Genomic DNA, 22511 nt, shown 5'->3' on the forward strand with positions numbered 1-22511 from the left:
TTTAACGTTCATCGCTCGGTTGAGTGGGGGTGGCTGGACGGGCAACCTCAGCGGTTTTAGACAGCCGCACTGCGCTGTCAGGCCTCTGCGCGGTATCATGCCCGGCCAGCGGCGACGGTGTGGCTTGCGGCAGCGGTTCTGCGGTTGCATCAGTGGCAAGGGTCTGCTCCGGCACAGCGGCGGCAGGTGCCTGAACCGGTACGCTGGCCTGCTGCACTGCAGAGGCAGGTGCCTGAGCCGGAGCGCTGGCCTGGTGATCGGCGGTAGCCGGGGTCACGCCATCGTGGGCGTCCTGCGAATTTTTCACCAGCGGGTTGTGGATGGTGTGCGCTTCATCATCGGCTTTTTCGTTCTCGCCGAGATAGCTGCGCTTCATTGATTCCGCGGTCTGCTTCAGCTCTTCCACCGACGCTTTCAGCTCCGGCGACAGGCTGTCCATGCTGGCCTGCTCAATCTTTTTCAGGCCATCCTGCAGCTCCTGCAGTTTGAGCTCCTGTGCCAGTTCGTTTTGCACGTTGCTGGCGAGGGAGCGCATCGCGCGGATCCAACCCACTACGGTTCTGACCGCTACCGGCAGACGTTTCGGCCCCAGTACCACCAGGCCAATCACGAAAACCAGTACCAGTTCACTAAAGCCTATGTCGAACACGGATCAGACCTTGTCGTTCTTAACGTCTTCTTTTTTCACTTCACCAGGCTGTTTCTCAGCCAGGCGAGCGTTGAAGTCGGCGTCTTCATCCTGGGAACGGTCCTTAGACTTATCGTCTTCATCACTCATGGCTTTCTTAAAGCCCTTGATGGACGAACCCAGATCGGAGCCCAGCGAACGCAGCTTCTTAGTACCAAACAGCAGCACCACCAGCACGGCGATGATTAACAAGTGCGGAAGAGTAATGCCCATAATGACCTCTGAATATCGACAAATGATGCGAGTTGCGCAGTATATAACAGTCTGTGTACCACTGACGATTCACAAACCCCTTAGTAGTCGGAATTAAGTGCCGATTTACCTTTCGTGACAATCAATTTGTTTTGCGCCAGCCGACCAGCCAGGCAACCAGTCCGGCGGCAACCAGCACCGCCGGCAGCAGTTCCGCCTCAGGCCGCAGCAGCAGGATCGCCGTACCACCGAGCAGCAGGGTGGCACCCACGCCCAGCAGGTAGCGGGACTGATGCTGGCGTACGCGTTCGCCTTTCAAATCATTAGCCAGCCGGTCAACGCTGTGGCGCAAATGCCGGTGCTGGCGCAGGCTGTCATAAAACAGCTCCGGTAGCTCCGGCAACTTTTCGGCCCATGACGGCGCTTTATCTTTCAGCGCACGCACCAGCGCCGGAATACCAATCTGATCTTTGATCCAGTCCTCGAGGAACGGCTTGGCCGTTTTCCACAGATCCAGCTGCGGGTAGAGCTGGCGGCCCACGCCCTCGACGTAGAGCAGCGTTTTCTGCAGTAGCACCAGCTGCGGCTGCACTTCCATATTGAAACGGCGGGCGGTGTTAAACAGGTTCATCAACACATGACCGAAGGAGATTTCAGCCAGCGGCTTCTCAAAAATCGGTTCACAGACCGTACGTATGGAGAATTCAAAGTCTTCCACGTTGGTATCCGGCGGCACCCAGCCGGAGTCAACGTGCAGCTCGGCCACCTTACGGTAATCGCGGTTGAAGAAGGCGATAAAGTTCTCGGCCAGATAGCGTTTGTCTTCTTTGTTCAGCGAACCAACGATGCCACAGTCAATACCAATATACTGCGGATCTTCCGGGCGATCGTAGCTGACGAAGATATTACCCGGGTGCATATCGGCGTGGAAGAAGCTGTCACGGAACACCTGGGTAAAGAACACCTGCACGCCGCGTTCGGCCAGCAGTTTCATATTCACCCCGTGCTGCTCCAGCGTTGCCACATCAGAGATGGGAATGCCGTAAATGCGCTCCATCACCATCATGGTTTCGCTGCCATAGTCGGAGTAAACTTCCGGCACGTACAGCATCCGGCTGCCGTCAAAGTTACGTCGCAGCTGAATAGCGTTGGCGGCTTCGCGCAGCAGATTCAGCTCGTCCAGCAGCGTTTTCTCGTAATCCGCCACCACTTCAACCGGGCGCAGACGCCGCCCGTCCGGCAACAGCCGCGGCACCCAGCGGGCCAGCCGATAAATCAGCCGCATATCCGCTTTAATGACCGGCAGGATGTCCGGGCGGATCACCTTAATCACTACTTCACGGCCGTTCTTTTTCAGTTTAGCCGTATGGACCTGGGCGATAGAGGCAGAGGCCAGCGGGACAATGTCGAACTCATCAAACTGGCTGTCAATCGGGGCACCGAGCGACTGCTCGATCAGCTTCAGCGCCTTGGCACCGTCAAACGGAGCCACGCGATCCTGTAACATCGCCAGCTGGTCAGCAATCTGCGGCGGGAACAGGTCACGACGGGTGGACATCATCTGACCAAACTTGATCCACACCGGCCCCAGCTGCTCCAGTGCCAGGCGTAAACGCTGGCCCAGCGGCAGGTCATGATGGCGGTTAGGCAGCCAGAACAGGCACTTACGCCACAGACGCAGGGGCAGAGTCAGGCGTGTTTGCGGAATCAGTTCATCCAGCCCGTAACTCAGAAACACCCGGATAATCAGGTAGAGACGGCGAAGTTCTCCAAAGGTCATTGCTCCTCCAGCTTACTGAAACGGGCATCCAGCGCATCCAGCGAGCGGGTCAGCGCGTCGACTTCTTCGGCAAACCAGGCCAGTTCAAGCTGGCCCGGCGCCAGGCGCCACTCCTCGGTCACGGCTTGCGCCAGGTACTGTTGCTTGCGGGCCACATCACGGCGCACCAGGCTGAAACCGCGTTGTGCAAAGCGCGTAATGCCCTGGGCGGCAATATCCCCCACCCATGGGGCGAGATATTCCGCCGGGTCGAGTTCGGCCATATCGAGCAGCGCAGAGAACTGCTGCACCAGCTGCAGGTCACCGGCAACGGACAGCTCACCGCTACGGATCAACGCGGTCAGCTGCTGGCGGTCGCGCAGCTTTGGCAGCGTGGTCAGTCGGGTGGTCACCGTGCAGTCGGCCGGGCCGGCCCACTCCCCCACCACGTCGACCTGCTGTTCGCTGAACACGAAGGTCAGCGGCTGCTTCAGCTCGGTCAGCACGATAGTCAGGCTTTTACTGGTGAGACGCTGGCGCGCCGCTCTCAGGCCGCGATCGCGATACAGAACCCGATTCAGCGCCGTCTCCATGCCTGCGGTTAACAGCGGCGTTAGTGTCATAGCCATTCCCGATCAGAACTTGAATCCACGGTGCAACGCAACGATGCCGCCCGTCAGATTGTGATAAGTGGTGTTTTCAAAGCCAACGTCCATCATCATCTGCTTCAGGGTGTCCTGATCGGGGTGCATACGGATGGATTCCGCCAGGTAGCGGTAGCTGCCGGCGTCTTTCGCAACGATCTCACCGATGCGCGGCAGGATATGGAAGGAGTAAGCATCGTAGGCTTTGCTCAGCGGCTCCAGTACGGGTTTGGAGAACTCCAGCACCAGCAGGCGACCACCCGGCTTCAGCACGCGGAACATCGAGGCCAGCGCCTTGTCTTTATCGGTCACGTTACGCAGGCCAAAGGCGATGGTGATGCAGTCGAAGTAGTTGTCCGGGAACGGCAGCGCTTCCGCGTTGGCCTGCACGTAGTTGACATTGCCAATGATGCCTCGGTTACGCAGCTTCTCGCGGCCTACTTTCAACATTGAACTGTTGATATCGGCCAGCACCACTTCACCAGATTCCCCCACCAGACGAGAAAATTTCGCCGTCAGGTCGCCCGTGCCGCCCGCCAGATCCAGCACGCGCTGGCCGCGGCGCACGCCGCTGCAATCAATGGTGAAACGCTTCCAGACGCGGTGAATGCCGAACGACATCAGGTCGTTCATCAAATCATATTTGGCCGCAACGGAGTGGAACACATCCGCCACCATATCGGCTTTCTCGCTTTTCGCTACGGTGCGATAGCCGAAATCGGTGGTGTCCTTAGATTCATCTGCCATGGGTTTTGCCTGTTCTGCCATCAAATATCGGCCAAGTGTACCAGAGTCAGGCAGGCCAGGCACTTGCCGCACGCTTATTCATTAATGCGCTGAGGGGGCGACTGGCTTGCCGCAGCCTCATCCGGCGCATCGTCCCAGCCGTCGTCCTGCCCGGCCTCGTCGTCGTCCGGCTGCGCCTGTTCCACCAGCCTCGGGTTGATCGGCCGTTTGATCTCCACCCCCATCTGGCGAAACCCCTCGGTCTGGGCGATCAGATTACCGCGACCTTCCGCCAGCTTCTTCATTGCCTGGCGGTAGCTGTCCTGCGCCTTATCGAGGTTCTGCCCGATGCTGCTCATATCATCAACAAACAGCCGCATTTTGTCATAAAGCCGCGCGGCGCGATCGGCAATGCGCTGGGCATGACGGCTCTGGTGTTCATAACGCCACAGATTATTGATGGTGCGCAGCGCCACCAGCAGGGTGGTCGGGCTGACCAGCATAATATTCTGGTTCAGCGCTTCGTTAATCAGCTCCGGCTGGCGGTCAATCGCCAGCAGAAACGCCGGCTCGACAGGAATAAACATCAGCACGTAGTCCAGCGAACGCAGGCCCGGCAGCTGCTGATAGTCCTTGCGGCTGAGCAGACGCAGGTGGTTGCGGATCGCCGCGATATGCTCGGCGATCGCCAGCTCCCGTTCCGCCTGATCCTCACCGTTGAAATAGCGCTCGTAGGCTACCAGCGTCATCTTGGCGTCAATCACCACGTCCTTGCCCTGCGGCAGACGGACAATCACGTCCGGCTGCATGCGGCCGTTCTGCTCCAGCTGGACGGTGACCTGAGTCTCATACTCGTGACCTTCACGCAGGCCGGAGGCTTCCAGCACCCGGCTGAGCACCACCTCCCCCCAGTTACCCTGCGTTTTGTTGTCGCCTTTCAGGGCTTTGGTCAGGTTGATAGCTTCCTGCGCCATCTGCGCGTTAAGCTGCTGCAGGTTGCGGATCTCATGGGCCAGCGTATGCCGCTCCCGCGCTTCCTGGCCGAAGCCCTCCTGCACCTGGCGGCGGAACCCTTCCAGCTGCTCGCGCAGCGGCGTAATCAGGCCGTGCAGGCTCTGCCGGTTCTGTTCATCCACCCGGCGGCCGCTGTTTTCAAAAATACGGTTGGCAAGATTCTCGAACTGCGCGTTCAGCCGCGTCTCGCTGTTTACCAGCAGCCGCTGTTTCTCTTCTGTCGCCATTCGCGTCTCTTCCAGGCGGATGGTCACTTCGCGAAGCTCTGCCTCCTGGGCCGCATTGATCTCCAGCTGGTTGCGCAGCTCACGCGTCAGTTGCTCCGCTTCCGCGCGCCAGTGGTCGAGCTGCTGCAGCTTCTCACCGGCGGCGGCCATCCCGCCGTGCAGCTGGCGCAGCTCCTGCTCGCTGGCTTTCTGCTGTTGCAGTTGCCCCTCCAGCTGCTGTTGCAGTCGCAGACGTTCCGCCTGCGACTGCTCAGCGGCCTGTACCAGCAGCTGGCGTTCCGTTTCCCCTTGTGCCAGCTGCCGCTGGCCGCGCAGCTGAGCGATCAGCCAGCCGGCCAGCGCTCCGGCGAGGCCGCTACAGACGCCAATGACCATCAATTCGTCCACTCTGATTCTCCTGCTGATAACCCAACAGCTGAAAAAATAGTGATCTACTGTATGAATGTCCAGACAAAAAGCCATGCATGCCGGTGGGCATAGGAAGTAGCAAGGTAAAATGGATACCAGGCCGCAAGAAGCGTGATGACGTCAGAGGCCTTATCGGCAGCGGACACAGGACAAAGCGGAGAATGAATAACAAAAGACACAAGGGCAGCAGACAGAAGTCACATGTCACAGGGTCACAGGGTCACAGGTAGCAGGTAGCAGGTGGCAGGTGGCAGGCGGCAGGCGGCAGGCGGCAGGCGGCAGGCGGCAGGTAGATCACGTTGTTCATCGTCAGCGGGCCACCTGATTACACGTGGCCCGTTGTCAGGCGGGTCAGATCAGGCGACGCGCTGCTTCCACCACGATTTTCACCGCATCACTCTCGGTTTTCTTCATGGTTTCCGCATCCGGGATCTCCTGCTGGGTACGGTTAACGATCACTCCGGCGACCATTCCCGCACGCAGTCCCTGGCTGGCGCACATGGTCAGCAACGTCGCCGACTCCATCTCATAGTTCAGTACGCCCATCTGCTGCCACTCCTGCATTGAGCCCTGGAACCGGCTGACCACGCGTCCGGAGTAGGTGTCATAACGCTCCTGACCGGGATAGAAGGTGTCTGATGACGCGGTGATACCGATGTGGGTCGTCGCCCCTACCGCCTGCGCGGCCGCCACCAGCGCGGTGGTACAGGCGAAGTCCGCCACCGCCGGGAACTCCAGCGGGGCAAAGTGCAGGCTGGCACCGTCCAGACGTACCGATCCGGTAGTGACCAGCACGTCGCCGACGTTGATGCCCGGCTGGATGGCACCGGTGGTGCCCACGCGCAGGAAGGTACGGATGCCCAGCTGCGCCAGCTCTTCCACCGCAATCGAAGTGGACGGCCCGCCGATACCGGTGGAGCAGACGATCACCGGCGTGCCGGAGAGTTCCGCACGCCAGGTGGTGAACTCGCGGTGCGAGGCCAGATGCACCGGGTTATCCATCAGCGCGGCAATTTTCTTCACCCGCTCCGGATCGCCGGGCACAATCGCCAGCGTCGCGCCCTGCAGGTCGGCTTGCGTTAAACCAAGGTGGAATACGTCAGACTGTGCCATTTCAAACTCCTGTCGCGGAAAGCGGGATTAGTTAACTGAAGACTACTCTACGTAAAAGTCGCACACTTTTATGTGATAAACATCCACTCTTAAAATGAAAGTTACATTTCAAGAGTTATAAAAGGTGATCTGATTCACAAATAAACACTGAACCGGCTGAATATGTCACAACCCGCGCTATGGCAGAGCCGGGTCTGATGTTAAAGAGATAGGGCGCGGTGAGCGGCCCCGGCGCATTCCTGGCTATATTTAGCTGACGGCTTTAGTGCACGCACGGAGAGGACAATGAAAACCGACGATAACACGACTCAAGATCGCAGCACCACGGGCTTCGCCCCGGCGGCCGGTGCGACCGCCCCCACCACCCTGATCACCGACAGCGCGGATATCACCTGCGGCGAAACCTCGGTGCCGACCCAGGGCGATAATATGCCGGCGTTTTTTGCCCGGCCGCGCCAGGCGGAAGAGCCGTTACCGGTGATCCTGGTAGTGCAGGAGATCTTCGGCGTACATGAACATATCCGCGATATCTGTCGCCGCCTGGCACAGGCCGGCTATCTGGCCGTGGCACCCGAGCTCTATTTCCGTCAGGGCGACGCCAGCGATTACGACGACATCCCGACCCTGCTGAAAGAGCTGGTCAGCAAAGTGCCGGACAGCCAGGTGCTGGCCGACCTTGATCACGTGGCCAACTGGGCGGCGCGCCACGGCGGCGATATGCGCAATATGGCCGTGACCGGGTTCTGCTGGGGCGGGCGCATCAGCTGGCTGTATGCCGCACACAACCCGCAGCTGAAAGCCGCGGTTGCCTGGTACGGTAAACTGGTGGGGGAGAAAACCTTAAAACAGCCGAAACATCCGGTCGATATCGCCGTTAATCTGAATGCCCCGGTGCTCGGCCTCTACGGCGGCCAGGATGATGGTATTCCTCAGGAGACGGTCGATACCATGCGCCAGGCGGTGCGGGCGGCTAATGCCAAAGCAGAAATCATCGTTTATCCGGACGCGGGACACGCGTTTAACGCCGACTATCGCCCGAGCTATCACGCCGAATCCGCCCAGGATGGCTGGCAGCGCATGCTGGCCTTTTTCCGCCAGTATGGCGTGGCACCAAAAGTATAAAAAAAGGGGCACGGTAACCTGTGCCCCAGCGCGCGCAGCTTAACGTCAACCGTTCCAGCCGGCCGCCTTTGCGTTGCAGACAGGCGGCCGGTGAAGGGATCCCGGCACACCTGAATACCGCAGGGAATAAACGCGGGCAACCTCCTCTGCGGCCTGAAGCAGGATGGATTTTAATCAGGCCTTCGCATTACGCAGGTTCTGTGCCGCTTGTACCATATTGGCCAGCGCCTGGCGGGTTTCGGCCCAGCCGCGGGTTTTCAGGCCACAGTCAGGGTTCACCCACAGACGTTCCGGCGGGATGCGTTGCGCGGCCTTCAGCAGCAGCGCTTCGATCTCCCCGACGTCCGGCACGTTCGGCGAGTGAATATCGTACACCCCCGGACCGATCTCATTCGGATACGCAAACTCCTCAAACGACTCCAGCAGTTCCATATCGGAACGTGAGGTTTCAATCGTGATCACGTCTGCATCCAGCGCGGCGATCGCAGGCATAATGTCGTTGAACTCGCAGTAACACATGTGGGTGTGGATCTGCGTGTCGTCCCGCACCACCGCAGCGCTCAGCCGGAAGGCCTCCACCGCCCACGCCAGATACGCCGCCCAGTCAGACTGGTGCAGCGGCAGCCCTTCGCGCAGCGCAGGCTCGTCAATCTGGATGATGCCGATCCCGGCCTTCTCCAGATCGGCCACCTCATCACGCAGCGCCAGCGCGATCTGCCGCGCAATGGTTTCCCGGCTGACGTCTTCCCGCAGGAATGACCAGCAGAGGATCGTCACCGGACCGGTCAGCATGCCTTTTACCGGCTTGTCGGTCAGAGACTGCGCGTATTTCGTCCACTCCACGGTGATCGCCCCCGGGCGGCTGACGTCGCCGATAATCACCGGTGGCTTCACGCAGCGTGAACCGTAGCTCTGCACCCAGCCGTTCTGGCTGAAGACGAAGCCGTCAAGGTTCTCACCGAAGTACTCCACCATATCGTTACGCTCGGCTTCACCGTGCACCAGCACGTCCAGGCCAAGGCGTTCCTGCTCGGCGATCGCCTGCTTAATATGTTCAGCGATGCCGGTGCGGTAACGACCGCCGTCAAGACGCCCCTGCCTGAAGTCGAGACGCAGGCCGCGGATTTCAGGAGTCTGCGGGAAGGAGCCGATGGTGGTGGTCGGCCAGGCCGGCAGCCGGAAGCGCCGGCGCTGGGCTTCAGCACGCAGCGGATAGCCGTTATTGCGCAGGCTCTCTTTGGCGGTGACTGCCGCCAGACGCTGCGCTACGGCCGCATTGTGCACGCGGGTTGAGGTCTGCCGGGCGCGGATCGGCGCGCTCCAGGCTTCCAGTGACGCGGCATCGTTTGTGTTCAGCGCGTTGCTTAACAGCGACAGCTCGGCACACTTCTGCAGCGCAAAGGCGAACCAGCTTTTCACTTCCGCATCCAGGCGGGTTTCCACGCTCAGATCGATCGGGCTGTGCAGCAGCGAGCAGGAAGAGCCAATCCACAGCTGTTGACGCCGGCCGACCAGCGGCTGCAGGCGGTCAAACCAGCTGCTGAGATCGGCGCGCCAGACGTTACGTCCGTTGATCACGCCGAGGGAGAGTAGCCAGTCGGCCGGGATGCTGGCGTTCAGGGAGGCGATATCGTCTTTCCCCTGCACCAGATCGACGTGCAGGCCCTGTACCGGCAGCGCGGTGATGGTCTCAAGGTTATGACCGATGCTGTCGAAATAGGTGGTCAGCAGCAGCTTAATCTGCCCCTGCAGCGAAGCGTAAGCCGGTCTGAAGGCATTCAGCCACTCGGCGGGCAGTTCCAGCGCCAGCGACGGCTCGTCAATCTGCACCCATTCGATACCGCGTCTGGCCAGTTCGGCCAGCAGCTGCTGGTACACCGGCAGAATGTCTGGCAGCAGGCTCAGCCGGTTAAACGGCTCGCCCTTTACTTTGCCCAGCCACAGGTAAGTGACCGGGCCGAGCAGCACCGGCTTCACCCGGTGGCCCAGCGCCAGCGCTTCGTCGACTTCTTCCAGCAGCTGGGTCCAGCTCAGCCTGAACTGCATGCCCTGCACAAATTCCGGCACCATGTAGTGGTAGTTGGTGTTAAACCATTTGGTCATCTCGGCGGCGGCGGCGGGTTCGCCGCCTGGCGCACGACCACGGCCGAGGCGGAACAGAGTGTCGAGGTCAACGGAGCCGTCTGTATTCTGGTGACGCGGCGGCACGTTACCGAGCATCAGACTGGTGGTCAGCACGTGATCGTACCAGGCGAAGTCGCCTACCGGCAGCAGGTCTACACCGGCGTCTTTTTGCTGCTGCCAGTGGCGGGTGCGCAGTTCACGGCCGACGGCCAGCAGATCGGCCTGGCTGCTGTTACCAGCCCAGTAGCTCTCGAGAGCCTTTTTGAGTTCACGGCGCAGGCCGACGCGGGGAAAGCCGAGCGTATGGTTCTGAATCGTCATCTTCAACTCCTTACCTGTAGCGTTTTCAGTGTTCGGCGTCCGCGTGGCCGTCATGCTGACTGCGGTTATGCGCAGATTTCGCGCCCTGCCCGGAGAGTTAATCGCCCGATTAACGTTGCGGCCAGATTCATTTGGACGTCCAGATGTTTACACCGCTATAATCCGCAGGTACTGTATTCACCACAAGCGCAAAATGTTCACCGTCGATGTGAAGGACCCTCATGATCGAACTTAAACACCTGCGAACGCTGCAGGCACTGCAAAATACCGGTTCGCTGGCCGCCGCCGCCGCCCAGCTGCACCAGACGCAGTCAGCGTTATCTCACCAGTTCAGCGATCTGGAACAGCGTCTCGGCTTCCGCCTGTTTGTGCGTAAGAGCCAGCCGCTGCGTTTCACCCCCCAGGGGGAGATCCTGCTGCAGCTGGCCGAGCAGGTGCTGCCGCAGATCCAGCAGGCGCTCCAGGCCTGCCATGAGCCGCAGCAGAGCGCGCTGCGCATCGCCATTGAGTGCCACAGCTGCATTCAGTGGCTGACCCCGGCGCTGAACAATTTCCGCAAGAGCTGGCCGCAGGTGATGATGGACTTTAAATCAGGCGTCACCTTCGACCCGCAGCCGTCGCTGCAGCAGGGTGAGCTGGATATCGTGCTGACCTCCGATATTCTGACCAGCAGCGGGCTGTTCTACGCACCGATGTTCGATTTCGAAGTGCGCCTGGTGCTGGCACCCGATCATCCGCTGGCCGCAAAGGCGCATATTTCACCGGAGGATCTGGCGCAGGAGGTGCTGTTAATCTATCCGGTACAGCGCCAGCGTCTGGATATCTGGCGGCACTTCCTGCAGCCCGCAGGCGTCAGCCCCGCGCTGAAGAACGTCGATAACACGCTGCTGCTGATTCAGATGGTAGCGGCGCAGATGGGCATTGCCGCCCTGCCGCACTGGGTGGTAGAGAGTTTCGAGCAACAAAATCTGGTAGTAACCAAAGCGCTGGGCGACGGGCTGTGGAGCCGCCTGTACGCGGCCGTGCGTGACGGTGAACAGCGCCAGCCGGTGGTGGAAGCCTTTATCCACTCGGCGCGCCAGCACGCCTGTAACAACCTGCCGCGGGTGCGCGATGCCTCGCGTCCGGGCACGCCGCTGCCGACGACCCTCGCCCGCTCCTGACCCGCGCGGTTTCTCTGCTCTCCCTGCCGCCGGCACAACGCTGGCGGTTTTTTCTGTTTAAGCGGGCGATTGTCTCTATAATGCGCACACTGAAACAGTTTTATTGAAGAGAATGTCCATGACCAATAACGATGTCCTGCGCAGCGTGCGCTATATGCTGGATTTGAACGATGCCAAAGTCGTCAGCATCCTGGCGCTGGCAGAGAGCGAAGTCAGCGAAGCGGAAGTGCACAGCTTCCTGAAAAAAGAGGACGAAGCCGGTTTTCGTCCCTGCCCCGACGTGGTCATGGGCTACTTTCTGAACGGTTTAATTTTCCTGCGTCGCGGAAAAAGCGACGAAGCCCCCGCGCCGTCGATTGAGCGCAAAATGACCAACAACATCATCCTGAAGAAGCTGCGCATCGCCTTTGACCTGAAAACCACCGATATCACCGACCTGCTGAAATCGGCCGACTTTGCCGTCGGACAGTCGGAAATTGGCGCGATCTTTCGCAAACCTGGGCATAAAAACTACCGTGAGTGCGGCGATCAGATCCTGCGTAACTTCCTTAAAGGGCTGACCAAAAGAGTCCGCCCGGCGAAGGCATAATTATTTTTCCTCAGCCCTCTCTCTGCATAAATTAACGCTGTCTGGCGTTAATTTATGCACTCTCCGCCGTGCCCGTCAGGCCGCTGAATCCAAAAACGCCTCAGCACAACGCTCTCTGTTGGCGATGAAGATCTGCGACCTGCCCTGTGCGATCGCCTTAATATTCCTTTTGGAAAGCAAACACTCACCAAACGAAAGCACTACCGCCGTCATGGATAATAAATGTGATTAACATCACATAATATAGTTCCACTTCGAAAATACCTGCCGTTTTAATGATGGAGATGTAGCCATTTCGTCATAAAACTGTAACATCCGCGACCTTATTCGCCGTGCTTATCCTGACATCCGCTGCAAAATGCGCGAAATGGAACATTTTTCTTAACCTGTTTCCGTGCGCGTCAGTTTGCCTGCCGGCGGCTGTCATTTTTCGAACCTCGGGAGTTAGTCATGCTAAGTATTTTCAAGCCGGCCGCGCATCAGCCTCGCGTTGATGACAGCCGCGTCGATCCGCTGTACCGCAAGCTGCGCTGGCAGATCTTTATGGGGATCTTCTTCGGTTATGCGGCCTATTACCTGGTGCGCAAGAACTTCACCCTCGCCATGCCTTACCTGATCGAGCAGGGGTTCTCCCGCGGTGATTTAGGCTTCGCGCTGTCCGGGATCTCGATTGCCTACGGCTTCTCCAAATTTCTGATGGGCTCGATCTCCGACCGCTCTAACCCGCGCGTCTTCCTGCCAGCCGGGCTGATTCTGGCCGGCGTGGTGATGCTGATCATGGGCTTTGTGCCGTGGGCAACCTCCAGCATCATGGTGATGTTCGTGCTGCTGTTCCTGTGCGGCTGGTTCCAGGGGATGGGCTGGCCGCCGTGTGGCCGTACCATGGTGCACTGGTGGTCGCAGAAAGAGCGCGGCGGCATCGTATCGGTATGGAACTGTGCGCATAACGTCGGCGGTGGCCTGCCGCCGCTGCTGTTCCTGCTCGGCATGGCGTGGTTTAACGACTGGAAGGCCGCCCTGTATATGCCGGCCTTCGGCGCGATCCTGGTAGCGATTATCGCCTTTGCCCTGATGCGTGACACGCCACAGTCCTGCGGCCTGCCGCCGATTGAAGAGTACAAGAACGACTACCCGCCGGATTACAACGAAAAGCATGAGGAAGAACTGACCGCGAAGCAGATCTTTATGCAGTACATCCTGCCAAACAAGCTGCTGTGGTATATCGCGCTGGCTAACGTCTTCGTCTATCTGCTGCGCTACGGCATCCTCGACTGGTCACCGACCTACCTGAAAGAGGTGAAGCACTTTACGCTGGATAAGTCGTCGTGGGCCTACTTCTTCTACGAGTACGCCGGTATTCCCGGCACGCTGCTGTGCGGCTGGATGTCTGACAAGGTGTTCAAAGGCAACCGTGGCGCAACCGGCGTGTTCTTTATGACGCTGGTGACCATTGCCACCGTAGTTTACTGGATGAACCCGGCGGGCAACCCCGGCATTGATATGGCCTGTATGACCATCATTGGCTTCCTGATCTACGGTCCGGTGATGCTGATTGGCCTGCATGCGCTTGAGCTGGCACCGAAGAAAGCGGCCGGCACCGCCGCAGGCTTTACCGGGCTGTTCGGTTACCTGGGTGGCTCGGTGGCCGCCAGCGCCATCGTCGGTTATACCGTTGACTACTTCGGCTGGAACGGCGGCTTTGCGGTGATGGTCGGCGGCTGCGTGCTGGCGGTGATCCTGCTGATAATGACCATGCTGAGCGAGAACAAGCATAAGCAGGCGCTGGCAGCCGGTTCGCAGTAAGGCGGGTCTGAAAGCGTAACGGCAGCGGGAAACCGCCGCCATTAAAAAAGGGCTGAGTTACCGCACGGCTCGTCACCGGTCAGATCGCTCTGACGGTGACGAAACCGTGCGGGCTCAGCCCTTTTGTTGCCTGCGGCGTTAAGCGAAAACTTAAACGGCGTACAGCGCACGCAGGGTGTGCGGCACCGCCTGCTCGGCGTTGCTGCCGATCACGTCCAGTTCCGGCAGCAGTGTTTTCAGGCGCGGGTCGGCATTCTGCATCACGCAGCCCTTACCCGACATGCTCAGCATCTCGGTATCATTCATGCCGTCGCCGAAGGCGATACAGTCCTGCAGCGTACAGCCTAACTTCTTCGATACCGCATCCAGTGCATGCCCCTTGGAGACGCCACCGGCCATCACTTCCAGACAGGTCGGCAGCGAGAAGCAGACGTTAACCCGGTCGCCCCAGCGGGCAGTCAGCGCCTGTTCCAGCGGGATCAGCAGCTCGGGATCGGCGCAGGTAAAGAACACCTTGCTGATACCGTCGGTCGCCAGCTGGCCCTGCTCGTAGACCTGATAGTTGAAGTCAGACTCGCGGAAGAAGTCCATCTCTTCCGGACGATGGCGGTTAAGGAACCACTCTTCATCGCGATAAACGTTGGTGAAGATATCCGGGTTATGGTGCTGAATGGCAAACAGCTCGAGGGCGATCTCTTCTTCCAGGTTGTGGCTGAAGATCAGTTCACCGGCGGTATTGTGCACGCGGGCGCCGTTCGAGGTGATCATATAGGCATCGATACCCAGGCTGTCGCGCATCTGCGCCACGTCAATATAGTGACGCCCGGTAGCGAAAACGAAGTGAATGCCCTTGCGGGTGACTAACTGCAGCGTTTCGCGGGCAAACGGCGAGAGGGTGTGGTCCGGCGACAGCAGCGTGCCGTCGAGGTCTGAAGCAACAATACGATACATAATACCTCTGATTATTTTGGCAGGTGCGGCCATTCAGCGATGACCGGCAAAAAATGTCAGGATGGCTTCCAGGGCTTCGGCCCGCATCCGGTCTTGCTCAAACAGGATTTCGTGGCGCGCACCGGCAATCACCCGCGGGCGCTGGCCAGGACCGGGCAGCGCCTGGCAGAACAGATCCTGCGCCCGGTTTTCCACCACTTTATCAGCGGCCGCCTGCAGCAACAGCAGCGGCGTTACAATCTTCGGTGCCTGGCTGAGTATCTGCTGGCAGGCCAGCAGCGCTTCCCCCACCCAGTGATAGGTCGGGCCGCCCATGCGCAGACGCGGATCGTCGGCATAAAAGCGCAGGTTGCGCCGGTAGCGCTCGCGGCTGTGGGTCAGCTGATTGATGGAAAACGGACGCGGATGCCACTTACCGGTGCCTAACGCATAGCCGTTACGCATCACAGGGCGCGCTTCGGCCCAGTTAAGGATCCGATGTGCCATCCACAGCGGCATCGGCAGGCAGATGCCAAACATCGGTGACGCCAGTGCCACCGCGTTGAACGCCGCCGGCTGGCGCGCCAGCATCAGCGCCAGCACCGCGCCGCCCATTGAGTGCGCCAGCGCGTAGCGGTGGCGGTAATGGCGCGGCACGATTTCCTGCAGATACAGCGTTTCCAGGTCATCAACGTAGTCGGCAAACGACTCAACGTGACCAAGATGGGAATCGTCCAGCAGGCGGCCCGATCGTCCCTGGCCACGATGATCGATAACGATCACGTCGTACCCGCTGTGGAACAGATCCCAGGCCAGCTCCGGGTACTTGACGTAGCTTTCGATACGCCCGGTGATCAGCAGGATAACCTTGTCATGTTGCGGATCGGTGAAGCGCACGTAGCGGATCGGCACGTTGGCCACGCCGGCAAATTCGCCCTCTTCCCGCCGCTGCCAGAAATCCAGCAAAGGGCCGGTCGCGAAGGCCGAGAAGGCGGCTTCACGCGTTAACCAGCTGTGTTTGCGATGTTCCATCAGACCTTTTCCAGAAGATAAACCGCTGTCGGGGGCGGGCTATTGTTACCGATAGCACAACGTTCAACAATGACGTATTGTGTCACAAATAAGCGTTTTCCGGGAGTTTTACCATGACCATCGAATGGTGGCTGACCTATCTGTTAACAACCAGCATCCTGAGCCTGTCGCCGGGATCGGGCGCCATCAACACCATGAGCACCGGCATCAGCCACGGCTATCGCGGCGCGGTGGCCTCTATTTCCGGCCTGCAGGTCGGCCTGTCAATTCATATCCTGCTGGTGGGCATCGGCCTTGGCGCGCTGTTCTCCCAGTCGCTGCTGGCGTTTGAGGTGCTGAAATGGGCCGGTGCAGCCTACCTGATCTGGCTGGGGATCCAGCAGTGGCGCTCTGCCGGCGCGATTGATCTGAATGCGGTAGCCCAGGCGATGCCGCGCCGTAAGCTGTTTCAGCGGGCGGTGCTGGTCAACCTGACCAATCCGAAGAGCATCGTGTTTCTCGCCGCCCTGTTTCCACAGTTTATCATTGCCCATCAGCCACAGGCGATGCAGTACCTGGTACTGGGCGTCACCACGGTGGTGATGGACATCATCGTAATGATTGGCTATGCCACCCTGGCCACGCGCATCGCCGGCTGGATCAAAGGCCCGCGCCAGATGAAGCTGCTGAACCGCATCTTTGGCGGCATGTTTATGGCGATTGGCGCGGTGCTGGCCACCGCGCGCCGCGCGGCCTGAAAACCGCTTTGTCACGATAAGCCGGGAGTCGGGGCGTACTGCCTGCCGCACCCCGGCTAATCACAGCCCGGTTACGGGACGTTATTCGTCATCGTCGCCGTCGACGTGCTCTTTAATCATCACCAGGAACGGCTTACCGAAGCGCTCCAGCTTCTTCTGCCCGATGCCGTTGACGCTCAGCATCTCAGATGCGGTCAGCGGCATCTGTTCCGCCATTTCAATCAGCGTGGCGTCGTTAAAGACCACATACGGCGGCACGTTCTCCTCATCCGCAATCGCCTTGCGCAGCTTACGCAGTTTGGCAAACAGCTTACGGTCGTAGTTACCGCCGTAGGACTTCTGACTGGTATGACGCGGTTTAAGGCTCGGCAGGCGCGGCACCGCCAGCTGCAGCGGCAATTCGCCGCGCAGCACCGGCCGTGCGGCTTCGGTCAGCTGCAGGGCGGAGTGCATGGCGATGTTCTGCGTCACCAGCCCCAGGTGGATCAGCTGGCGCAGCACGCTGGTCCAGTGCTCGTGGCTGTGCTCGCGGCCGATACCGTACACCGGCAGCTTGTCATGCTGGAAGTCACGGATGCGCTGATTGTTAGCACCGCGCAGGATCTCCACTACGTAACCCATACCAAAGCGCTGGCCGACGCGATAGATGCAGGAGAGCGCCTTTTGCGCCTCCACCAGCCCGTCGTAGCGGCGCGGCGGATCGAGGCAGACGTCACAGTTACCGCACGCCTGCTGGCGGCCTTCACCGAAGTAGTTAAGCAGCACCAGACGGCGGCAGGTTTGCGCTTCGGCAAAGGCCCCCATCGCGTTCAGCTTGTGGCGTTCAATGTCCTGCAGCGGCCCCGGCGCTTTCTCTTCCAGACAGCGGCGCAGCCAGGCCATATCGGCCGGATCGTACAGCAGCATCGCTTCCGCCGGCAGGCCGTCGCGCCCGGCGCGGCCGGTCTCCTGGTAGTAGGACTCGATATTACGCGGGATGTCGAAGTGCACCACAAAGCGCACGTTGGGCTTGTTGATACCCATACCAAACGCCACGGTGGCGACGACGATCTGCAGATCGTCGCGCTGGAAACCTTCCTGCACCTGCGAGCGGTGGGCATTATCCATGCCGGCGTGATAGGCACCTACGCTCAGCCCCTTACTCTGCAGACGCGCGGCGGTGTCTTCCACCTTGGCGCGGCTGTTACAGTAGATGATGCCGCACTTGCCGCCCTGATCCTGCACGTAGCGCAGCAGCTGCTCGGTCGGCTTAAACTTTTCCACCAGCGTGTAACGAATATTCGGCCGGTCAAAGCTGCTGATCTGAATCAGCGGATCTTCCAGCGCCAGCAGGCGCACGATATCGTTACGGGTGGTTTCATCGGCGGTGGCGGTCAGCGCCATCACCGGCACCTGCGGCAGCCGTTTTCTCAACTGGCCCAGCGCGCCATATTCCGGACGGAAATCGTGGCCCCACTGCGAAATACAGTGCGCCTCATCCACCGCCAGCATCGCCGGGTTACACTGGCTCAGCCGGTCAATGAAGTTGTCCATCATCAGGCGTTCCGGGGCGATGTACAGCAGGCGCACGCGACCGCTGCGGCAGCCCTCCATCACCTCCTGCTGCTGCTCCCGCGTCTGCGTGGAGTTCAGGCACGCCGCCGCCACGCCGTTAGCCAGCAGCTGGTCGACCTGGTCTTTCATCAGCGAGATAAGCGGCGACACCACCAGCGTCAGGCCCTCGCGCACCAGCGCAGGGATCTGATAACAGAGTGACTTACCGCCGCCGGTCGGCATCACCACCAGACAGTCACGCCCGTTCAGCGATTCCTGAATGATAGTCTGCTGTCCCGGACGAAACTGCTGGTAGCCGAAGGTATCGCGCAGAACCTGAAGCGCCAGCGTTTCCTGATTGATTACTGCTGCCGTAGACACGTTGTCCCCAAATTCGAAGTGGTGTGAAGCGCAACCGGGCGTGAAAGACCCGATCGGATGTGGCCTGAAACGGTGGCTGAGCAAGACTCAACCAGGCTGCGATGATACCCGATGTGCCGGGGGAGATCAGGATTATCGTGAGCTTTTTCTCTTTTCCGGAAGGCGTTACGCAGAACGGTGCAAGCGGGCGGCGGGCCGGACAGATAACTCTGCGCACGGCCGCAGGCGCTGCCGGTGGGCTCACCCGTGGCTCAGCACGCCCCTGTCTGACCGCTGTCACCGGGCTTCCCTGCCCGCCAGTTAAGGTCAGAACAGATCGTTCAGCGTGACGCCAACGCCAACGCGGGTCTGCTTGTGATTATAGTCAATCAGCGATTCGCCATAGCCGCTGAACACCTGAGTGTAGAAGCGGACGTGCTGGGTGATCGGGTAGCTCCAGCCCAGTTCAGCGCCGCCATAACCGCTGTTCCAGTTGTAGTTGCTGCGCACGCTGAAGATACTGTCGCCTGCCTGGTAGCCCAGCGTCAGACGGTAGTAGCCCATGTACTTGGTGATATCCGGGTTATCATCATTGCTCTCGCTCTCCGGCAGGCGATACCAGGGTTTTACCTCCACCAGCCAGTTGCCGTTCTCCGCCATCAGCCGCGCATAGACGCGGTTCCAGCTGCGCGAGGTCGGTTCCGAACGGCCGTTAGACTGGTGGTTAAAGCCGGTTTCCACATCCCGCAGCGTCCAGCCGCCCAGGCTGTAGTCTGTAGACCAGCCGAGGAAAATCTGCGGCTCATAGTCCGTTTCGCGGAACGGCGAGGAAGCACCACGGTTAGATAGCTGCCAGAAGGATTTTTGCGTATAGGAGGCAGCCAGCACCGAGTTGTCACCGAGAATACCGCGCCACAGTGGGAACGCCAGGCTCAGCTGGAACTTCACCTCATCGTGCTTGGCTTTATCGGCCCAGTTGTAGGACGCGATCGCGTCTTTATTGATGTCGCTGGTCCAGGTATAGAGCAGATAGTTGTTTTCATACGGATAGAGCACAAACGGATTGTCGTGCTTCTCCAGCAGGTTGGCAATGATGCTGCCAGGCACGTCCGGGCGGTCGTGGACCTCTTTAACGGTGGCTTCCTGTGCCAGTACTAACGTGGGAAACAGGAGCGCCGTTGCCAGCCACCCTTTCAGCAGAGCCATAGTGTTCTCCAGGGAGAAAAATTAAGGGAAGGAAAAGAGCGCCATTTTACACATAAAGTGCTGCCATCATCAGCGCAGTTTTCCGAAAGTGGAAAGCGCGGGCCGCCCGGCATAAACTAGGCGCTCTGTTAACCTTTTGTTTACCTCTTAGCGACGTATCAGGACCCTTCATGATGTCAGCTGTACCCCTTGATCAGGCGGCCGCGCGCCGGCTGCTCGGTGAAATTTTTGTCTATCATATGCCGTTTAACCGGGCGCTCGGGCTGGAGCTGGATCGGCTGGATAACGACTATGCCGAACTCAGCCTGAGCAATCAGACCATGCTGGTCGGCAACGCCGCCCAGAAAATTTTGCACGGCGGGGTGATTGCCTCGGTGCTCGACGTCGCGGCAGGGCTGGTGTGCGTCACCAGCGCCCTGACCCGCCATGAGAGCATCCCGGAAGAGGAGCTGCGCCAGCGCCTGTCGCGTATGGGCACCATCGATCTGCGGGTGGACTATCTGCGGCCGGGGCGCGGTGAGCGATTCATCGCCTGCAGCAGCCTGCTGCGCGGCGGTAACAAAGTCTCCGTCGCCCGGGTAGAACTGCATAACGAGGCCGGCCTGCATATCGCCAGCGCGCACGCGACCTATATGGTGGGTTAATTCACGTCACGCCGGTGCCGGGTTCAGGCCCGGCCATCGTCTGACTTATTGAGTACTTGCACAATGAATGCACAAGAGACGCGCCGGGGCATCCTGTTCGCGCTGGGCGCCTATTTTATCTGGGGCGTGGCCCCCGCCTATTTCAAACTAATCCAGCAGGTGGCCGCCGGCGAAATCATGACCCACCGGGTGATCTGGTCGTTCTTCTTTATGCTGATCCTGCTGACCGTCAGCCGTAACTGGCGCAGCGTCAGCGCGGTGCTGAGACAGCCAAAGAAGGTGCTGCTGCTGGCCCTGTCAGCGGTGCTGATCTGCAGTAACTGGCTGCTGTATATCTGGGCGGTGAATAACCACCATATGCTGGAGGCCAGCCTCGGCTACTTTATTAATCCGCTGCTGAACGTGCTGGTGGGGATGGTGTTTCTGGCGGAACGTTTCCGCCGCCTGCAGTGGCTGGCGGTGGCGCTGGCGGCCTGCGGGGTGCTGGTGCAGCTGATCACCTTTGGGTCACTGCCGCTGATCGCGCTCGGGCTGGCAATCAGTTTCTCGTTCTATGGCCTGCTGCGAAAGAAGATCGCCGTCGATGCCCAGACCGGGATGCTGATTGAGACCTGCTGGCTGCTGATCCCCGCCGCCGTCTATCTGTTTGGCGTTGCGGACAGCAGCACCAGCCATCTGGGCAATAACCCGCTGACGCTCAACCTGCTGCTGGTGGCGGCCGGAGTGCTGACCACCGTGCCGCTGCTGCTGTTTACCGCCGCCTGCGCGCGGCTGCGCCTCTCCACCGTCGGCTTCTTCCAGTATCTCGGCCCGACGCTGATGTTCCTGCTGGCGGTGCTGTTCTACGGCGAGCAGATGACCCCGGATAAGGCGGTGACCTTTGGCTTTATCTGGGCGGCGCTGGCGCTGTTTATTATCGATGCGCTGTTCAACCTGCGCCGGTCAGGTTCGCGCGCAGGCTGACAATTTACCCAAGAGTCGAGGCCCGATCCTGCGGCAGCGCCAGCAGGGAAAACCGCTAATTCACTGCTGGTGGTAACGTAAAATAAAAAACCCCGCCGGTGAGGCGGGGCATGCTGCTTTCATCGCCTTACAGCCAGTTCTTACGCTTAAAGTAAGCGTACGGTGCCAGACCGGCGAGGATCATCAGGCCAATCGCACCCGGATAACCAAAGCTCCACTTCAGCTCCGGCATAAACTCAAAGTTCATGCCGTAGCTGGAGGCCACCAGCGTTGGCGGCAGGAACACCACCGAGACCACCGAGAAGATTTTAATAATCCGGTTCTGCTCGATGTTGATAAAGCCCATCGCCGCCTGCATCAGGAAGTTGACCTTCTGGAACAGCGATTCGTTGTGCGGCAGCAGGGATTCGATATCGCGCAGGATCTCGCGGGCCTGCTCCAGCTGGTTGCCCGGCAGGCGTGCCTTGCGCACCAGGAAGTTCAGCGCGCGCTGGGTATCCATCAGGCACAGGCGCACCTTCCAGCCGATATCTTCCAGCTCCGCCAGCGTCGACAGCGCCGAGTCAAACTCGTCACCCTGCTGCCCTTCCATAATCACCCGGCTGAGCTTTTCCAGGTCGCTGTAGATGTTTTCGATCTCGTCCGCCAGCTGTTCAATTTTGGTTTCAAACAGATCGAGCAGCAGCTCGTAGGCGTTACCGTCGGTAAGCACCTGGTTGCGGGCGCGCATACGATAGAGGCGAAACGCCGGCAGTTCGCGCTCGCGCAGCGTGTACAGGCGCCCTTCGCGAATGGTGAAGGCCACGGTGGAGTTACCGGCGTGATCGTCGGCATCTTCATAAAAGAAGAAGGAGTGAATATGCAGGCCATCTTCGTCTTCAAAGAAGCGCGCGGACGCCTCAATGTCTTCCAGTTCAGGACGGGTGGCCAGGCTCTGGCCCAGCTCGCTCTGCACCCGATCGCGCTCGGCTTCTTCCGGTTCGATCAGGTCGACCCAGACGGAGGCGGTCATCGCTTCGCCGGGTTCATCCAGCTCAAGACGGGTCAGACGGCTCTGGTCCAGTTTAAATGCGCTCAGCATAGCAGTACTCCCAATTCACAGTAACAATCGGGACAAAGCGCTTGAACACGGGAAACATGCGTTTCAGTCAGCGAGCAACACTGACTCAGAGCGACGGGGAGTAATGCGGTCGCCAACAACCTCGAAGGCTAT

At 59.7% G+C, this 22511-nt stretch carries 20 protein-coding genes; 7 read left to right on the forward strand and 13 right to left on the reverse strand.

Annotation, left to right across the window (positions count from 1 at the left end):
- Position 1: 1 nt before the first annotated feature.
- The 7 genes from tatB to udp form a co-directional block, all read right to left on the reverse strand.
- A complete protein-coding gene (gene tatB / locus GKQ23_RS22410; RefSeq protein ID WP_212409466.1) occupies positions 2-649 on the reverse strand; it encodes a Sec-independent protein translocase protein TatB in 648 nt (215 codons plus the stop codon).
- A 3-nt stretch (positions 650-652) separates the two neighbouring features.
- Positions 653-904: a twin-arginine translocase TatA/TatE family subunit gene (gene tatA / locus GKQ23_RS22415; RefSeq protein ID WP_056234825.1), complete on the reverse strand. Its 252-nt coding sequence runs from the start codon at positions 902-904 to the stop codon at positions 653-655.
- 118 nt (positions 905-1022) lie between these two features.
- Complete coding sequence (gene ubiB, locus GKQ23_RS22420) at positions 1023-2660, reverse strand: ubiquinone biosynthesis regulatory protein kinase UbiB (RefSeq protein WP_056234822.1); 1638 nt, start codon at positions 2658-2660, stop codon at positions 1023-1025.
- The gene (locus GKQ23_RS22425; RefSeq protein WP_212411938.1) at positions 2657-3262 is read right to left on the reverse strand and encodes an SCP2 domain-containing protein; all 606 of its coding nucleotides are present in this window, start codon (positions 3260-3262) and stop codon (positions 2657-2659) included. Before GKQ23_RS22425 ends, ubiB begins: the two co-directional genes overlap by 4 nt.
- A gap of 12 nt (positions 3263-3274) precedes the next feature.
- A complete protein-coding gene (gene ubiE, locus GKQ23_RS22430; protein ID WP_101506052.1) occupies positions 3275-4030 on the reverse strand; it encodes a bifunctional demethylmenaquinone methyltransferase/2-methoxy-6-polyprenyl-1,4-benzoquinol methylase UbiE in 756 nt (251 codons plus the stop codon).
- Between the two features lie 74 nt (positions 4031-4104).
- On the reverse strand, positions 4105-5625 hold the full coding sequence (rmuC, locus tag GKQ23_RS22435; RefSeq protein WP_212411940.1) for a DNA recombination protein RmuC: 1521 nt from the start codon (positions 5623-5625) through the stop codon (positions 4105-4107).
- 384 nt (positions 5626-6009) lie between these two features.
- On the reverse strand, positions 6010-6771 hold the full coding sequence (udp, locus tag GKQ23_RS22440; protein ID WP_056234809.1) for a uridine phosphorylase: 762 nt from the start codon (positions 6769-6771) through the stop codon (positions 6010-6012).
- Positions 6772-7056: 285 nt separating this feature from the next.
- Between udp and GKQ23_RS22445 the strand changes: the two genes are divergently transcribed.
- Positions 7057-7893: a dienelactone hydrolase family protein gene (locus GKQ23_RS22445; protein ID WP_056234807.1), complete on the forward strand. Its 837-nt coding sequence runs from the start codon at positions 7057-7059 to the stop codon at positions 7891-7893.
- 174 nt (positions 7894-8067) lie between these two features.
- On the opposite strand, the gene metE is transcribed toward GKQ23_RS22445, so the two are convergent.
- A complete protein-coding gene (metE, locus tag GKQ23_RS22450; protein ID WP_212409467.1) occupies positions 8068-10338 on the reverse strand; it encodes a 5-methyltetrahydropteroyltriglutamate--homocysteine S-methyltransferase in 2271 nt (756 codons plus the stop codon).
- Positions 10339-10559: 221 nt separating this feature from the next.
- On the opposite strand from metE, the gene metR reads away from it, so the two are divergent.
- The 3 genes from metR to glpT all read left to right on the forward strand — a co-directional run bounded on the left by metR (position 10560) and on the right by glpT (position 13893).
- Positions 10560-11501, forward strand: a complete 942-nt coding sequence (gene metR, locus GKQ23_RS22455; protein ID WP_212409468.1) for an HTH-type transcriptional regulator MetR — start codon at positions 10560-10562, stop codon at positions 11499-11501.
- Positions 11502-11619: 118 nt separating this feature from the next.
- Entirely contained in the window at positions 11620-12090 is a 471-nt protein-coding gene (locus GKQ23_RS22460) for a DUF1456 family protein (RefSeq protein ID WP_212409469.1), read from the forward strand.
- 450 nt (positions 12091-12540) lie between these two features.
- Positions 12541-13893: a glycerol-3-phosphate transporter gene (gene glpT, locus GKQ23_RS22465; RefSeq protein ID WP_056234797.1), complete on the forward strand. Its 1353-nt coding sequence runs from the start codon at positions 12541-12543 to the stop codon at positions 13891-13893.
- A gap of 150 nt (positions 13894-14043) precedes the next feature.
- Here the strand turns inward: glpT and yigL are convergent, their stop codons facing one another.
- Positions 14044-14844 carry a sugar/pyridoxal phosphate phosphatase YigL gene (gene yigL, locus GKQ23_RS22470; protein WP_101506076.1) on the reverse strand — a complete coding sequence of 267 codons (801 nt, stop codon included), beginning with the start codon at positions 14842-14844 and terminating at the stop codon, positions 14044-14046.
- A 33-nt stretch (positions 14845-14877) separates the two neighbouring features.
- A complete protein-coding gene (pldB, locus tag GKQ23_RS22475) occupies positions 14878-15855 on the reverse strand; it encodes a lysophospholipase L2 (RefSeq protein WP_212409470.1) in 978 nt (325 codons plus the stop codon).
- A gap of 113 nt (positions 15856-15968) precedes the next feature.
- On the opposite strand from pldB, the gene rhtB reads away from it, so the two are divergent.
- Positions 15969-16592 carry a homoserine/homoserine lactone efflux protein gene (rhtB, locus tag GKQ23_RS22480; protein WP_056234792.1) on the forward strand — a complete coding sequence of 208 codons (624 nt, stop codon included), beginning with the start codon at positions 15969-15971 and terminating at the stop codon, positions 16590-16592.
- 81 nt (positions 16593-16673) lie between these two features.
- Here the strand turns inward: rhtB and recQ are convergent, their stop codons facing one another.
- Positions 16674-18506, reverse strand: a complete 1833-nt coding sequence (gene recQ / locus GKQ23_RS22485; protein ID WP_056234790.1) for an ATP-dependent DNA helicase RecQ — start codon at positions 18504-18506, stop codon at positions 16674-16676.
- A gap of 306 nt (positions 18507-18812) precedes the next feature.
- Positions 18813-19691, reverse strand: coding sequence for a phospholipase A (gene pldA, locus GKQ23_RS22490; protein ID WP_056234787.1), 879 nt, complete (start codon positions 19689-19691; stop codon positions 18813-18815).
- A gap of 173 nt (positions 19692-19864) precedes the next feature.
- Between pldA and GKQ23_RS22495 the strand changes: the two genes are divergently transcribed.
- Together GKQ23_RS22495 and rarD are read left to right on the forward strand one after the other, a co-directional pair.
- Complete coding sequence (locus GKQ23_RS22495) at positions 19865-20335, forward strand: thioesterase family protein (RefSeq protein ID WP_056234867.1); 471 nt, start codon at positions 19865-19867, stop codon at positions 20333-20335.
- Between the two features lie 63 nt (positions 20336-20398).
- Positions 20399-21298 carry an EamA family transporter RarD gene (rarD, locus tag GKQ23_RS22500; protein ID WP_056234786.1) on the forward strand — a complete coding sequence of 300 codons (900 nt, stop codon included), beginning with the start codon at positions 20399-20401 and terminating at the stop codon, positions 21296-21298.
- A 127-nt stretch (positions 21299-21425) separates the two neighbouring features.
- On the opposite strand, the gene corA is transcribed toward rarD, so the two are convergent.
- On the reverse strand, positions 21426-22379 hold the full coding sequence (corA, locus tag GKQ23_RS22505; protein WP_056234783.1) for a magnesium/cobalt transporter CorA: 954 nt from the start codon (positions 22377-22379) through the stop codon (positions 21426-21428).
- Positions 22380-22511: the final 132 nt, after the last annotated feature.

Origin of the sequence: Erwinia sp. E602 (assembly GCF_018141005.1) — a bacterium.
In the GTDB taxonomy this organism is placed as follows: Bacteria; Pseudomonadota; Gammaproteobacteria; order Enterobacterales; family Enterobacteriaceae; genus Erwinia.

What these genes read in the sequence shown, in the direction of transcription:
- ubiB (WP_056234822.1), bottom strand. Translation starts at nt 2,660, where the DNA reads ATGACCTTTGGAGAACTTCGCCGTCTCTACCTGATTATCCGGGTGTTT.
- GKQ23_RS22425 (WP_212411938.1), bottom strand. Translation starts at nt 3,262, where the DNA reads ATGACACTAACGCCGCTGTTAACCGCAGGCATGGAGACGGCGCTGAAT.
- ubiE (WP_101506052.1), bottom strand. Translation starts at nt 4,030, where the DNA reads ATGGCAGATGAATCTAAGGACACCACCGATTTCGGCTATCGCACCGTA.
- rmuC (WP_212411940.1), bottom strand. Translation starts at nt 5,625, where the DNA reads ATGGTCATTGGCGTCTGTAGCGGCCTCGCCGGAGCGCTGGCCGGCTGG.
- udp (WP_056234809.1), bottom strand. Translation starts at nt 6,771, where the DNA reads ATGGCACAGTCTGACGTATTCCACCTTGGTTTAACGCAAGCCGACCTG.
- GKQ23_RS22445 (WP_056234807.1), top strand. Translation starts at nt 7,057, where the DNA reads ATGAAAACCGACGATAACACGACTCAAGATCGCAGCACCACGGGCTTC.
- metE (WP_212409467.1), bottom strand. Translation starts at nt 10,338, where the DNA reads ATGACGATTCAGAACCATACGCTCGGCTTTCCCCGCGTCGGCCTGCGC.
- metR (WP_212409468.1), top strand. Translation starts at nt 10,560, where the DNA reads ATGATCGAACTTAAACACCTGCGAACGCTGCAGGCACTGCAAAATACC.
- GKQ23_RS22460 (WP_212409469.1), top strand. Translation starts at nt 11,620, where the DNA reads ATGACCAATAACGATGTCCTGCGCAGCGTGCGCTATATGCTGGATTTG.
- glpT (WP_056234797.1), top strand. Translation starts at nt 12,541, where the DNA reads ATGCTAAGTATTTTCAAGCCGGCCGCGCATCAGCCTCGCGTTGATGAC.
- yigL (WP_101506076.1), bottom strand. Translation starts at nt 14,844, where the DNA reads ATGTATCGTATTGTTGCTTCAGACCTCGACGGCACGCTGCTGTCGCCG.
- pldB (WP_212409470.1), bottom strand. Translation starts at nt 15,855, where the DNA reads ATGGAACATCGCAAACACAGCTGGTTAACGCGTGAAGCCGCCTTCTCG.
- rhtB (WP_056234792.1), top strand. Translation starts at nt 15,969, where the DNA reads ATGACCATCGAATGGTGGCTGACCTATCTGTTAACAACCAGCATCCTG.
- pldA (WP_056234787.1), bottom strand. Translation starts at nt 19,691, where the DNA reads ATGGCTCTGCTGAAAGGGTGGCTGGCAACGGCGCTCCTGTTTCCCACG.
- GKQ23_RS22495 (WP_056234867.1), top strand. Translation starts at nt 19,865, where the DNA reads ATGTCAGCTGTACCCCTTGATCAGGCGGCCGCGCGCCGGCTGCTCGGT.
- rarD (WP_056234786.1), top strand. Translation starts at nt 20,399, where the DNA reads ATGAATGCACAAGAGACGCGCCGGGGCATCCTGTTCGCGCTGGGCGCC.
- corA (WP_056234783.1), bottom strand. Translation starts at nt 22,379, where the DNA reads ATGCTGAGCGCATTTAAACTGGACCAGAGCCGTCTGACCCGTCTTGAG.